This is a genomic window from Paenibacillus sp. FSL M7-1455 (genome assembly GCF_038004655.1).
GTDB lineage: Bacteria > Bacillota > Bacilli > Paenibacillales > Paenibacillaceae > Paenibacillus_AQ > Paenibacillus_AQ cookii.
Map to the genome: position 1 here is coordinate 554,115 of NZ_JBBORO010000001.1, position 13,430 is coordinate 567,544.

10 protein-coding genes are annotated in these 13,430 nt (G+C 48.9%); 9 read left to right on the plus strand and 1 reads right to left on the minus strand.

Annotation, left to right across the window (positions count from 1 at the left end; all coding sequences use genetic code 11):
• The first annotated feature begins 227 nt into the window (after positions 1-227).
• The 6 genes from NYE48_RS02365 to NYE48_RS02390 all read left to right on the plus strand — a co-directional run bounded on the left by NYE48_RS02365 (position 228) and on the right by NYE48_RS02390 (position 8,781).
• Positions 228-1,967, plus strand: a complete 1,740-nt coding sequence (locus NYE48_RS02365; RefSeq protein ID WP_340996657.1) for an alpha-amylase family glycosyl hydrolase — start codon at positions 228-230, stop codon at positions 1,965-1,967.
• A gap of 280 nt (positions 1,968-2,247) precedes the next feature.
• The gene (locus tag NYE48_RS02370) at positions 2,248-3,567 is read left to right on the plus strand and encodes a sugar ABC transporter substrate-binding protein (protein WP_340996658.1); all 1,320 of its coding nucleotides are present in this window, start codon (positions 2,248-2,250) and stop codon (positions 3,565-3,567) included.
• Between the two features lie 95 nt (positions 3,568-3,662).
• Positions 3,663-4,964, plus strand: coding sequence for a carbohydrate ABC transporter permease (locus tag NYE48_RS02375; protein WP_340996661.1), 1,302 nt, complete (start codon positions 3,663-3,665; stop codon positions 4,962-4,964).
• Entirely contained in the window at positions 4,961-5,806 is an 846-nt protein-coding gene (locus NYE48_RS02380; RefSeq protein WP_036713472.1) for a sugar ABC transporter permease, read from the plus strand. Before NYE48_RS02375 ends, NYE48_RS02380 begins: the two co-directional genes overlap by 4 nt.
• Positions 5,807-6,147: 341 nt before the next feature.
• Positions 6,148-7,341, plus strand: a complete 1,194-nt coding sequence (locus NYE48_RS02385; protein ID WP_016311143.1) for a transposase — start codon at positions 6,148-6,150, stop codon at positions 7,339-7,341.
• Positions 7,342-7,660: 319 nt separating this feature from the next.
• Positions 7,661-8,781 (plus strand): IS3 family transposase gene (locus tag NYE48_RS02390; RefSeq protein WP_156124786.1). Its coding sequence is split into 2 segments (ribosomal slippage): positions 7,661-7,910 and positions 7,910-8,781, totalling 1,122 coding nucleotides; the frame shifts between segments, so codons are not numbered across the junction.
• A gap of 273 nt (positions 8,782-9,054) precedes the next feature.
• Here NYE48_RS02390 and NYE48_RS02395 read toward each other — a convergent pair.
• Positions 9,055-9,318: a hypothetical protein gene (locus tag NYE48_RS02395; RefSeq protein WP_340996665.1), complete on the minus strand. Its 264-nt coding sequence runs from the start codon at positions 9,316-9,318 to the stop codon at positions 9,055-9,057.
• A 481-nt stretch (positions 9,319-9,799) separates the two neighbouring features.
• Between NYE48_RS02395 and NYE48_RS02400 the strand changes: the two genes are divergently transcribed.
• From NYE48_RS02400 to NYE48_RS02410, 3 genes are all read left to right on the plus strand, one after another.
• Positions 9,800-10,591, plus strand: a complete 792-nt coding sequence (locus NYE48_RS02400; protein ID WP_340996667.1) for a restriction endonuclease — start codon at positions 9,800-9,802, stop codon at positions 10,589-10,591.
• A 457-nt stretch (positions 10,592-11,048) separates the two neighbouring features.
• A complete protein-coding gene (locus NYE48_RS02405; RefSeq protein ID WP_251535849.1) occupies positions 11,049-11,459 on the plus strand; it encodes a hypothetical protein in 411 nt (136 codons plus the stop codon).
• Between the two features lie 505 nt (positions 11,460-11,964).
• Positions 11,965-13,413 (plus strand): transposase, encoded by a 1,449-nt coding sequence (locus NYE48_RS02410; RefSeq protein ID WP_445323937.1) that lies wholly within the window; start codon positions 11,965-11,967, stop codon positions 13,411-13,413.
• Positions 13,414-13,430: the final 17 nt, after the last annotated feature.

Here is a 13,430-nt window from a genome sequence, read left to right on the forward strand (position 1 = left end):
GCAATCGCGCCGGGCTGTCAAGGACCGGCCAAGCTTTGGCGTCGTTTCGGGGCGCCCGGAAGAAAAACGGCGAAGAAAAAAATGTCTTGCGCGTGCGTTTTCGGACAGCGTATCCTGCGTAGTAAGAAAGCACGGGCGGCAAACCATGATGGTGCGGCAGAGCGTGACATGCTGCCTGAACGTCCGTTTTCTTAACATTGTCTGATGACTTTGCGAAGGAGGAGAACATGAAGCGAAGAGCGCAAACGGCAAGTCAGGCGTCCATTGGAAGATGGGGGCGCGGTGCGGCGGCGGCTGCATTGGCCGGCATATTGCTGGCAGGCTGCGGCAGCGAAGGTCCCGGGGCGCAAAAGGCCCAACCGTCGGAACCGAACGCTGCAGTCGAAGGGCCGCGCGAATCCGCCAGGACCGACGGAAAAGGGCAAGCGCCCGGGGGAGCAGGAGAAACGAAAACGCAGGTTCGCGAGCAGCCGTCGACCGTTTATTACGAGGTATTCGTCCGGTCTTTCGCGGATTCCAACGGGGACGGCATCGGGGACCTCAAGGGATTGACGGAAAAGCTGGATTATTTGAACGACGGCAACCCGGATACCCATGACGATCTGGGAGTAGGGGGCATCTGGCTGATGCCGGTGCAGCCGTCTCCGAGCTACCACGGCTACGACATTACCGATTACCGGAGCATCAACCCCGATTACGGAACGCTGGAGGATATGAAAAAGCTGATCGAAGAAGCCCACAAGCGGGGGATCCGGGTCATCATGGACCTGGTCGTGAATCATACCAGCGTGAAACATCCATGGTTCATCGAGGCGGGCAAAAACCAAAACGGCCAACACCGCGACTGGTATGTATGGGCGGAGGATCAGGGCATCGCTCCATCCGGCGCCAGCGCGGCGGGCAGCGGCAATCCGTGGTTTGTACGCGGGGATTCGCATTATCTCGGCACCTTTTGGGAAGGCATGCCCGACCTCAATTTCGACAATCCGGAGGTGCGCAAGGAGGTCCGGGACATCGGGCAGTTTTGGTTGAAGCTTGGCGTGGACGGCTTTCGGGTGGACGGCGCCAAGCATATTTACGAAAACCTGCAAAGCGACCGCGGCACGGCAACCACGGACAAAAACGCGGCCTGGTGGCAGGAGTTCCGCAGCGCCATGAATGCCGTCAACCCTGACGCGTACATGGTGGGCGAGGTATGGGAACAATCCGCCGCCGTCATCGCTCCTTACTTGGACCGGGCCTTCGATTCGGCGTTCGATTTTAATCTTGCGGACAACATCCTCAGCGCCGTCCGGCAGGAAAAAGACAACAATTTGGCTTTTACGCTCGAGCGCACCCACCGGTTCTACATGGAGAAGTCCGGAAACCGGTTCGTCGACGCCGTGTTTTTGTCGAACCACGACCAGGACCGGGTCATGAGCCAGCTCGGAAACGACGAAAACCATGCCAGAATGGCCGCTGCGCTTTTGCTGACGCTGCCGGGCAACCCGTTCATTTATTACGGCGAAGAAATCGGCATGCTCGGCGCCAAGCCGGATGAGCATATCCGCGAACCGTTTGCATGGACGGCGGACGGGCAAAGCAAGGCCCAGACCTTTTGGGAAAAACCGGCCGTCAGCGGCGATACCCGGGAGAAGGCCAATGTTCAAACCCAAACGAAGCAGGCGGATTCCCTGTTGTCTGCTTACCGGACGCTGATCCGCTGGAGAAACGAGCTGCCGGCCCTCCGCGACGGGGAACTGGCAAGCGTCGAAACCGGGAATCCGGCGATCGTTTCGTTCAAGCGCCAAAGCTCGGAGCAAACGGTGCTCGTGCTGCATAACCTTTCCGGCCGGCAGCAGGAAGTATCGCTGGAAACCGCCGGCCTGTCGGCTTTCAAGGATCTCATTCAGAGCAGCAGCAATGCGGCCGCCATGAAAAAAAATATCGTTTCGCTCCCGGCCTATTCCACCGTTATTTTGCAGTAAACCCATTCGTAAATCGCAGGAAACCTGCGATAATCGGAGATACAGGAGGATTTTGACCAGGAAATGAGCTAATTTAGCCTAAAATATGCTGTGCAAACGTTTTTACAAATCAAAAGACGGCGTGTATGATAAACCCATGATTGAAGCGCTTACTTCGGAATGAAACGATGAAAAAGGGTCTGTCATACATAAAAAGCGGACCGTTATTGCTGATTGTGAAATCGTTTGCGCTAAAATCGGGACGTACAAAGATCAATTTCAGGAGAGGGGTTATTGCGAAATGAAAATGAAACAATTTTTGGCTTTGGCTGCAACGCTGACCATGGCGTTTTCCATTACGGCTTGCGGCAGCTCGAACAAAACGGCCGAGGAGCCGGCACCGTCCAACAACAATGCGGAATCGACGACTCCGGCCGAAAATAACAACAGCGAGGCTGGCGCGGAAGCGCTGCAGCCGGAAGAGGGCGCTTCCCTGGTCGTTTGGGAGAGCAAAGAAGAAAGAGCGTTTACGGACGAAATTGCCAAGCAATTTACGGCCAAATATAATATTCCGGTCAAAATCGAAGAAGTGGCGCCAACGGACCAAGTCACGAAGCTGTCCCAGGACGGACCTTCCGGGCTGGCTGCGGACGTCGTTATTTTCCCGCATGACAATTTGGGCAGAGCGGTCGAAGCCGGGCTTTTGCTGGCCAACGACGCTTTCAAGGATGAGACGGTGAAAAACAACACAGAAGCCTCCATCCAAGGCGTGACGTATGACGGAACGCTGTACGGCTATCCGAGAGCGGCCGAAACCTATGCATTGTACTACAACAAATCCCTCGTGAAGGAAGCGCCGAAATCGTTCGACGACGTGATCGCATTCGGCAAAACGTTCACCGATAACGCCAAGAAAAAGTATGCCATTATGTGGGAAACGGGCAACATGTACTTCAACTATCCGTTCATCGCGACGACCGGCGGCTACATTTACGGCAAAAACGGAACGGATAAAGACGATATCGGCATCAATTCCGAAAGCGCGCTGGAAAGCATGAAAACCTATGTCCAGCTCAAAGAAATCCTTCCGGTCAAAAGCGGGGACATTAATCCGGACATCAAACGCAGTTTGTTTAACGCAGGCGACGTCGCCATGGATATCAACGGACCATGGGAGCTCGGCGGCTACAAAAAAGCGCTTGGCGACAACCTAGGCATCGCGCCGATCCCAAGCATCGGCGGCAAACCGGCGATTTCCTTCTCCGGCATCAAAGCTTGGTACGTCAACTCCTTCACGAAATACCCGAATGCGGCCCAACTCTTCGCCGAGTTCGCTTCGACGAAAGATGCGCAGCTGCTGCTGAACGAAAAAGTCGGCTCCATTCCTACGAACAAGGAAGCGCTGGAATCCGACCAAATCAAAAACGATCCTTACATTTCGGCCTTTGCGGAACAAACGAAAAACTCCCAGCCGATGCCATCGATTCCCGAAATGGGCAACGTATGGAGCCCTGTAAATGCGGCGCTGCCTGAAATCTGGGACAACAATGTCGATCCGAAGCAAGCGTTGGATAAAGCGGCTCAGCAAATTAAGGACTTGAACAACGGCGCAACCAAATAATCGCGGTTAGAGGTTGATGCATGTCATGAGGAATCACCTGCTGCTCCCCGAAGCGGCAGGTGATTCCTCATCATACCCGTGAGAGGAGAGGGCTGATGGAAAGGCACCGCAGCAAGGCAACGATACTGTCGATCATAAGCATGGGGCTTGGACAAATATATAACCGCCAATTCATCAAAGGCGTCATGTTCCTGCTGATCGAGGCATGGGGGATTTTTTATTTCAGCGGGAATTTGGGCAGGGCTTTATGGGGAATCGTTACGCTTGGCGATGCGCCCCGGATGTTGGTAAAAGGCAAGTGGATCGATGGGGACCATTCGATTTTTATTATGGTTCAAAGCTTGATTACGTTATTGTTTTTTGCTTTGTTTGTTATCGTTTACGTCATGAATATCCGGGATGCCTATAAAACGGCGTGTCGCCGGGAAGAGGGGAAAACCCCCAACACGTTTAGACAATCGGTTCGTTACGTGCTGGATTACAAGTTTGCGCAATCTTTTCTGACCTTGCCGGTCATTGGGGTACTGTTTTTCACGATTATGCCGATCCTGTTCATGATCATGCTTGCGTTCACGAACTATTCGGCGCCGAATCACATCCCGCCGGCCAAACTCGTCGATTGGGTCGGGTTTCAAACGTTCAGGGATCTTTTGACGCTCAAAACGTGGAGCCATACCTTTTTCGGCGTTCTGACTTGGACGATTATCTGGGCGGTTCTGTCGACGGTCACGACGTATTTGGGCGGCCTGCTGGTAGCTCTTCTCATTAATCAGCAGGGCATCAAATTCAAGGGACTATGGCGGACGATCCTGGTTATTCCTTATGCGATTCCGCAGCTCATCTCGCTGCTCGTGATGCGGAACATGTTTAACGGCCAGTTTGGCCCGATCAATCAATATCTCGGTTATTTCGGCCTCGGCGAGCTGCCGTGGCTGACGGATCCGTTTTGGGCGAAGGTTACGGTCATCGTCGTCAATATGTGGGTCGGCATCCCGGTATCGATGATTCTCATTATGGGGATTTTGACCACCATCCCGAAGGATATGTACGAAGCGGCGGAAATCGACGGAGCCAGCGGATACCAAAAATTCAAAATCATCACGCTGCCGATGATCCTGTTCTCGACGGCGCCGACGCTGATCATGCAGTTTGCGGGCAACATCAACAACTTTAACGCCATTTATCTGCTGACGAACGGTAACCCGGTGGTCGGGGATTATCAATATGCCGGCGCCACGGATTTGCTCGTGACCTGGCTGTACAAACTGACGCTGGATCAGAATAAATACAACATGGCGTCTGCCGTCGGCATCATCATCTTCCTGATTGTCGCCTCGTTCTCCATTTACAATTACCGGCGAACCAAGTCATTCAAAGAGGAGGATATGATCCAATGAGTGGACGCAAAGTGAGAAGAGGTTTCCGGCTGGGGCTAAGTTATCTCGTGCTGGTCATTTTGTCCGTGTGCGCGATCTATCCTGCCCTCTGGGTCGTTTTGGGCTCGTTCCGGCCGGGCAAATCGCTGTACAGCAAGACGCTGATCCCGGAAACCTTTACGCTGGAGCATTACCGCGAGCTGTTTACTTCCAAAAGCTTCATGTTCGGCCAGTGGTATTTGAACACGCTGAAAATCGCCACGTTTTCGATGATCATCGGCGTATTTTTAACGCTGCTGACCAGTTACGCCGTATCCCGGTTCCGGTTCCGCGGCCGGAAGACGGCTTTGTCGACGGTGCTCATTTTGGGGATGTTCCCGGGCTTCATGAGCATGATCGCCATTTATCTGCTGTTAAAAGAGTGGCATCTGCTGGATACGCACCTGGCCCTAATTATCGTGTACGCCGCCGGAGCGCCTCTCGGCGGGACGTTTATTGCCAAAGGTTTTCTTGACACCATCCCGCGCACGCTGGATGAAGCCGCAAAAATCGACGGGGCGAGCAACTGGGTTATTTTTACGCGCATCATCCTGCCTTTATCGCGGCCGATGATTACCTATATGGCGCTAACGCAGTTCGTCGGCCCTTGGGTGGATTACATTTTTGCAAGGCTTGTTTTGCGGACGAAGGAAAACTGGACGCTGGCGGTCGGCCTGTACGACATGGTCGCTTCGAACCAAAACACGAACTTTACGGCGTTTGCCGCCGGAGCGGTCCTGATCGCCGTGCCGATCACTATTTTGTTTATTTTCTTGCAGCGATTGCTTGTCGACGGATTGACGTCGGGCGCAAGCAAGGGGTAACGCTGTTTAGTGCTCGAGGCGGTTCAGGTCAGCTACAGGCGCATATTTTAAAAGTATAACGGTATGCAAGTAATGTTCGGATTTGAAGGGCACTCCCTAATGGAGTGCCCTCAGGCTGTCGAGAAACCCCCTGTTTTTTTGCAGGGGGTTTAAAATTGCCTCGTCGGTCACTGAAGTAGGGTTCTCAGAGCGCTTTAAATCGATTTTTATTTTGAGCGTTTTGCAGTAATCTGAGGCCTTGAGCCGTAAGGATTTTCGGACATAAAAAAGGGACTTCACCCCAACTTGGAGAAGTTTTCAAGTGACCAAACCCAAAAACCTCAAGGATGGAGGAAGTCACTTTGTATATTCTCCAAGAATGTCTGTTTTCCTTCGAAGAACTTTTAAAAATTCAACCCAAGGAGAGATTGCCGATCTTCTTCAGCTCTCTCGATCTGAGACCGTATGCCAAGGAACTGAGAAGCCGTTCACCCCGAGGCGCTGAGGGATACTGCAGACAAGGTATTCTACGAGCACTCTTGGCTGCGCCGCTTGAAGGAATAAGTACCTTTTCAGGGTTGCATAAGCGTTTGGATACGGATCTCCGGTTTCGTTATCAGTGTGGTCTTCCGCTGGATCGAGAAGCTCCTTCCATATCCACATTAAGCCGAGTTTTCTCAGAACTGACGAGAAAGGACTTGGCAAAACGGCTTTTTGAGGATTTGGTCACACGCTGTCAGCAGGAAGGTATCATAGAAGGCAGTAACGTCGCCATAGACAGCGCCGCTCTCCGCGCTTACGAGAAAAAGCAGCCCAAACGCAAAAGCGAGCAAACGGGTAATGCGAACTGGGGCGCAAAAATTGATTCCTTCGGCAATAAAATCACATGGTTTGGTTACAAAATTCATCTGGCGGTCGATACGAAAAGTGAATTGCCGATCGCCTTGGAAGTAACGCCGGCGCATGTCAATGATGGAGAAATGGCGCCGGGCCTGATCGAGAAAACAGCGTCCAGGACGAGCACACGATTTTTCATACTCGATGCGGGCTACGACCAAATGAAAGTTTATGAGGCCGCCCGCAACGTCAAGGCACAAGCCATCATTCCCCTTAATCTTCGGGGGGAGAAGGAACCGCCTGCTGGCATGACCTCGAACGGAACACCGTGCTGTTCCATGGGTTATGCGATGACATACTGGGGAGTTGACGGCGATATGCATAAATTTCGCTGCCCGCATGCCACGGGTAAAGTCGACTGTCCGCTTGGCATGGCTGCCTGCTCGTCTTCAAACTATGGAATGGTCGTCAAAGTAAATGCGAAGGATGATCTCCGGCGATACAGCATCCCTCATCGGGATACAAAGCGTTGGAAGGAACTTTACAATGAACGAACCAGCGTAGAACGCTGCAACTCCCGATTGAAAACCTATTTGACGGCAGACGCCGCACATGTCCGGGGCATTCAGAAAGTCACAACTCACCAGTATTTGAATGCCATTGTTCTGCTTGCATCTGCGCTCGCCGTTTCTCATCATTCAAAACGGGCTGCCGCTTAAAAAACGAGCTGTTCTAAAATTCTGCAAGTCTGCCCTTTTCTTCATCCATATAATACCATTTTCGAAAATTACCCCTTAACGACAGTGAATATGCTATCGCTTCTTCTCTGAAACGGAATTATGCAAAACACTCATTTTAAAAGATATGATTCCCCATATAAAAAATAGAGTGTCGAAAAGTCCGTTGGACTTTCTCGACACTCTGAGGGCACTCCCTAATGGAGTGCCCTTTTTTATGGTGGATCGTCTACACTTAGTTGGACAATAAAAATGAGGGCTTGTAGAATAAACCTATCATCCTAAGGAGCGGATCTCTACAATGCCAAAACAACAACGACGTACCTTTACAGCAGAATTCAAAAAACAAATGGTAGAACTCTATGAAAACGGAAAATCCAGAGCAGCGATCGTGGAGGAATATGACCTTACAGCCTCCGCTTTAGACCGCTGGATCAAACAAGCCCAAACAACGGGTTCCTTCAAGGAGAAGGACAATCGCTCCTCCGAAGACAATGAGCTGATTGCCTTGCGAAAGGAGAACCAGCGTCTGAAAATGGAGGTGGATATTTTAAAGCAAGCCGCGCTGATCATGGGACGAAAGTAGCTATCATCCAGAACAACCGTGATAAATACTCGGTATCAGCAATGTGCGACGTCCTGCAAATCGCAAGAAGTACGTTTTACTATGAAGCGAAAGAACAAACGAGCGAAGACGATGTCGCCGAAGCGATTGCGGACATTTTCCATAAGAATCGAAAAGCTTACGGTACACGCAAGATTAAAGTCAAGCTCCAGGAACGTGGTTTCGTCGTCTCCAGACGTCGAATTGGCCGGATCATGAAAGAGCAGGGACTTGTTTCTACGTACACCGTGTCGCAATATAAACCCCTTAAGTCCGCGTGTAATGAAGCGTCTACAGCCAATACGCTGAATCGCGAATTCGATCAAACGGAGGCTAAACGAGTCGTTGTCAGCGATCTGACGTATGTGAAAGTTCAGAACCGGTGGCATTACATTTGTGTACTTATCGACCTGTTCAATCGAGAGATCATCGGCCATAGTGTAGGCCCTCATAAGGATGCCGTGTTGGTTTCTCGTGCCTTTGCAACGGTTCAGGGTGATTTATCTCAGATTCAATGGTTCCATACCGACCGTGGCAGTGAGTTTAAAAATCAAAAGATGGATGCACTTTTGGAGACATTTGAAATTGGCCGATCCCTGAGCATGAAAGGCTGCCCCTACGACAACGCTGTGGCGGAAGCGACCTACAAGATTATGAAAACAGAGTTCGTGAACCAGATGAACTTCCAGAGTCTTCGTCATCTGGAACTGGAATTATACGATTATGTTAACTGGTTTAACAAGCATCGGATTCATGGAACACTAGGATACATGACACCGGTTCAGTATCGCCATGCAGCCCTTAAAAATGCTGTCTGATTTACTGTTGACAATCCATTTCTCGACAGCCTGAGGAGAGCTGGATAAACAGCTCTCCTTTTTCGATGCTTACTTCTTTCGGGTAGACATTTTTATTACAAAGAATAGTATCGACAAGAAGAATAGAGCTTGAGAGACGTTGACAAATATTCTGATACCTTCGCCCGATTCTTTTAAGCCGAATAAAATATCAATGACGGACACCAAACCTGTAATTATAAGTATGATCAGTGAAAGTATGTACACGTTTAGTCCCCCTTAAATATTGGTGCTTTATAGCAGGAAGAATACAATAGCTCTAGCAGCTGGATCGCTTAACCACGCCGGAATACCAACCGATTGTAATGCGTTAGAGAGGCCATCCTCTGCAGTTCCTGTGAAGTCTACCATAATATCCAATGCCTGCATGAGTACCTGGTAACTAAGATATGTTTTAAGAGTAGTTTTTGCACCAGCTGTCAATGGCAATTTGTCTACGTATACTTTAATCTGTTCATTCCAAGCACGTGACCCAACGTTTTTGAGTTTTTTGATCAATTCTTGTGCTACTTCTTTTGCTAGTTTTGTCTTCCAACCTTGTGTAGTAACATCGCCTGCAGTTGATGTAATACCAAGCTCAGCGCCAACCGTTCTAAAGAGAGTATCGTAATCTACTTGTCTAAGTTCAAGTTCAATTCTTTTGTCTAGATTGATTGGGCCAGACGGTAATTCGATTTGTGTTCCCGAATTAGTAGAATTTCCATTCGCAACTTGAGCGCTAGCAAAAGCGGGTAGAGTAAATGAGACAACAAGAGTGCAGATAATGATGCGATTCCCAGTTGCTTAACCTTTTTCATAGATTCATACCTCTTTTCATAGAATTTGGTTGTTACAGGAATATTATAGCATTATAAATCTATGATTGCAAAATTTAGGTAGATTCATATATAAATTTACATAGAATTTACATAAAGGAACTATTCGCTATTAAATCAGTGACTGATTAATAATCTATTTTTGAATGAAGAATGGCACTTCGTTGGACTTTTTAGGTGATATATTTGTATTGTGGGAATTAAGCGAGAATGAAACGCACAGCCGCACGAGGCGGCATATGACTGGGGCGTTCCTCTTCTCGCTTTTTTCTATACAAGGCAGGAAATTAGTCCCAAGTGTCGAATTGTGTTCAGGACAATATACATACTTGGGGGAAGAAATGATGGCAAGAAGGAAGAGTAAGGCGAAGCAGGAAGAAGAATTGTTCCAAGGGTTAGCTGGTATGGCGATGTTGGGAGGAATTATTGGAACCTATTCGGTAACAAGATCATGGCAAGCATCATTGGTTGTCGGATTGCTAGGTGTCGTTGGAGTTATTATTTTAATGGTCTATATTCAACGAAAACGTGCCGAACGACTGAAGAGGTCAGGCATAGCTGAGATCGATAAGATGGACGGCGTACAATTTGAACATTATCTTGGTCATCTTTTTCGCTCTCAGGGGTACAAGGCTGAGGTTACAAAGGCAGCAGGCGACTTTGGAGCAGATCTGATTATGTCCAAAGATGGGAAACGGATTGTGGTTCAAGCCAAGCGTTATAAAAAGAATGTAGGGTTGAAAGCTGTTCAAGAAGTTCAGGGTGCTAAGGCACACTATAAGGCATCCGGTGCATGGGTTGTTACCAACAGTAATTTTACTCAACAGGCTTATGAGCTCGCAAAATCAAACGGAGTCAGACTAATCAGCCGGGATGAACTGGTAGAAATGCTTCTAGTTATGAAAGAGAAGCTATCAGCTTCAAAGAAATCAGGAAGTGTAAAGACGAGTGCATAATCGAATTAATGAGCAATAGTGAGTAAAACATGTATGGTATTAGTTTCTTCGCTAATGAAGGACATTCCGAAGATTGACCTTGATTTTGTGACTTCGTTAAAATGGTCTTGTTCTTCCTCTATAGTTACAAAGTACGTATGCTTTTAAAGCAAAGAGCGCAGCGTTTTTGCGGCGACCGTTCGGGCGCATGCTTTTAGGACGTAACACCAACATCATACATATCACATTAAAGTCGTTCCTTCACTGGATCGGCTTTTTTTATTGGAGGAATAGAAGTGGTCAGTAGAAGACGGAAGAAGAAACGGATCCGACCCAGAGAGCAGCCGAAGAAATGCAAAGGTTGTGTGTGGGGGAGATGGGATGGAGTGAAGCAGTTTTGTCCTAAACCTCCTGAGTGTTGTATTAGAAAGGAAAAACCTTCCTGAATGTCGAATTATGATGTCGAGGAGGGATTCGTATGGAAATGTACAAAGAATTTAAGAGATACTTTGGAAGCAGTTCAATTTATACGGATTTACTAATGCATATTCAAGACAGTCAGCTTGATGAAAAAATTATGGCATTCTACCCGGAGGATTGGTTCGGTAAAGAAAAACCAGGGCTGACCATATTCACGCACAAAGATATCATTTCGATAAAGAATGACACGAGAAGCCTGAGTGAAATTATTTATAAAGATTATAAGGTGACTAAACTAGACTATTTAGAACACCATAATGATCGCTATGCCGGTTCGAAATTGACTATCACTCTGGATTCAGGAGAACAATTGATTTTTGATGCTTCCAAAGTTGCTGACGAAGATTACATCGTAACACTTTCGCGTTATATCAAAATGATATATGAATTTCTTAAGGAAGCACCCTAAATTAGGTGCTTTTTCTGTTGCTCTTATATGACGGAATATGAGCCGTTTTAAGCGTATTAGTATGAGAACATCCGATTGCAGGGAGCAGTCCGTTGAAGAGCGGAGAACAGCAACTGAGTGAGCGTACGAATGCATATGATGGTCACCCAAACGTTGAAACCAACTCAAACACAAATACAAAGCAATTTGTTTGTTTTATCCTCGACACTTCATACTGAGGAAGGTAAAATATCCTTGACATGAATGAATGTTTTGAACGGGGGTGTTTAGATGAAATTTGTTAATAAAAATACTCTTCTTTTAGAAGTTGTAGACCTTTTTTATATAAATAGGCTGATCCAAACCTCAGACCCAGATTACTTCAATGCACTTGAAACTCACGTTGTGCATCTTCAAGGAATGGTATCTAGTCTAGAAGTCCGGTGATAAAGTCCGCGTAAGCAGGCTTTTATCACGGTTTTGTCGAATTAATATCGTAACACGACTATCGAAAGAGTGATTAGGTATGAAAGCCCGCAAGTCATCGGCTATCCAGCCTCAGATGTTCCAATTCGTGGATATGGATGAACTCGTGCCGAAAAAGCACATCCTGCGCCAACTGAACGAAGCGCTTGATTTTTCCATCGTTCATGATTGGGTGGCGCCTCTATATACGGAACGTACCGGCCGCCCGGCGGCTGACCCGGAGCGGATGGTTCGACTGATGCTGCTTTCGTATTTGTTCAACCATTCCGAACGGGAATTGTATCAACTGTTGCCCATGCATGCGGGCTATTTGTGGTTTTGCGGACTGGATTTCGAATCCGTCGTGCGCCCGGACTCATCGCGGCCGTCCCTGCCGGATCGGACGACCTTGGTGAAGACCCGGAAATTGTGGCGAACGCACGGTGTTTTTGAGAAGCTGATGAAACATGTCGTCGATCAGTGCATCGCCGCGGGACTGGTCCAACCCGATGTGCATGTCGGCGTCGACGGCACCCAGGTACGGGCCAACGCATCCATTCACAGCTTGAAAGAAATCACCCTGGCCCCGGTGGAGTCGATTGAAGACTATTTGGCTCGCACGGCCCGGCAAGATGAAGAGACCGGTGGTGTCGCCCATGATTCCGATGATGACCGACAGCCGCCCGCACCGCCCGCGCAAAAAGAGCGGCTGCTGGAAGACGAAGCGACGCATGAAGATTTTCATGGCAAAACGTTCTCGAACAAGACCCACCGCAGCGTAACGGATCCGGATGCCCGCTTGTACAAAAAGAGCAACGGTCAGGAAGCGCATTTGCGGTATTTGGTGCATGATGTGACGGATATCAAATCCGGCGTCATTCTGTCTACGCAAGCGAGCATCGCGTCCGGAACGGCTGAGCGTGAAACGAGCTTGCGGCAGCTCTTCGCGATCCGTTTTGCCCATCCGCAAATCCGGATTCGGACGCTTTCTGCCGATAAAGCCTACGGTACGACAGATTATCTGCAAGCGTTGTTCGAGCAAGGGATTGTTCCCCTGGTTTCGCTTCGCAACCTGACACTGGAAGATGTACCTGCTTGGAAACGTCAAACGAACGATCCGGAGAAACAACGCAAACGGCTGGCCAAAATCCGGGAAATCCAAATTCGAAACAAAGCCAAACGAATTCAGCTTATGGGTTCTTACCGTCATCTGCAAAAGTTGCGGACGCGGTGCGAGCATGTGTTTGCCGAAAGCAAAGTCGCGCATGGCCTGGGCCGCGCACGGAGCCGTGGATTGGACTGCATGCAAGAGCAGGCGGTGCTCACGGCCATCGTTCAAAATCTGAAAAGACTGTGCCGGTTTAAGAAAAAGCGACCACAAACCGGTGTTTTGGCATGTCCAAAACCGAAATCCGTGATGATGGAGGCAGTGTCGGACCTGCTCATTTCGGCGTTGGTTGGGTTGTTTTCCTCTTTTTTTATGCCGAAGAGACGGTTACAACTGACCTAAATCACCGGACTTCTAGA

What these genes read in the sequence shown, in the direction of transcription:
- NYE48_RS02410 (WP_445323937.1), top strand. Translation starts at nt 11,965, where the DNA reads ATGAAAGCCCGCAAGTCATCGGCTATCCAGCCTCAGATGTTCCAATTC.
- NYE48_RS02375 (WP_340996661.1), top strand. Translation starts at nt 3,663, where the DNA reads ATGGAAAGGCACCGCAGCAAGGCAACGATACTGTCGATCATAAGCATG.
- NYE48_RS02405 (WP_251535849.1), top strand. Translation starts at nt 11,049, where the DNA reads ATGGAAATGTACAAAGAATTTAAGAGATACTTTGGAAGCAGTTCAATT.
- NYE48_RS02365 (WP_340996657.1), top strand. Translation starts at nt 228, where the DNA reads ATGAAGCGAAGAGCGCAAACGGCAAGTCAGGCGTCCATTGGAAGATGG.
- NYE48_RS02380 (WP_036713472.1), top strand. Translation starts at nt 4,961, where the DNA reads ATGAGTGGACGCAAAGTGAGAAGAGGTTTCCGGCTGGGGCTAAGTTAT.
- NYE48_RS02370 (WP_340996658.1), top strand. Translation starts at nt 2,248, where the DNA reads ATGAAAATGAAACAATTTTTGGCTTTGGCTGCAACGCTGACCATGGCG.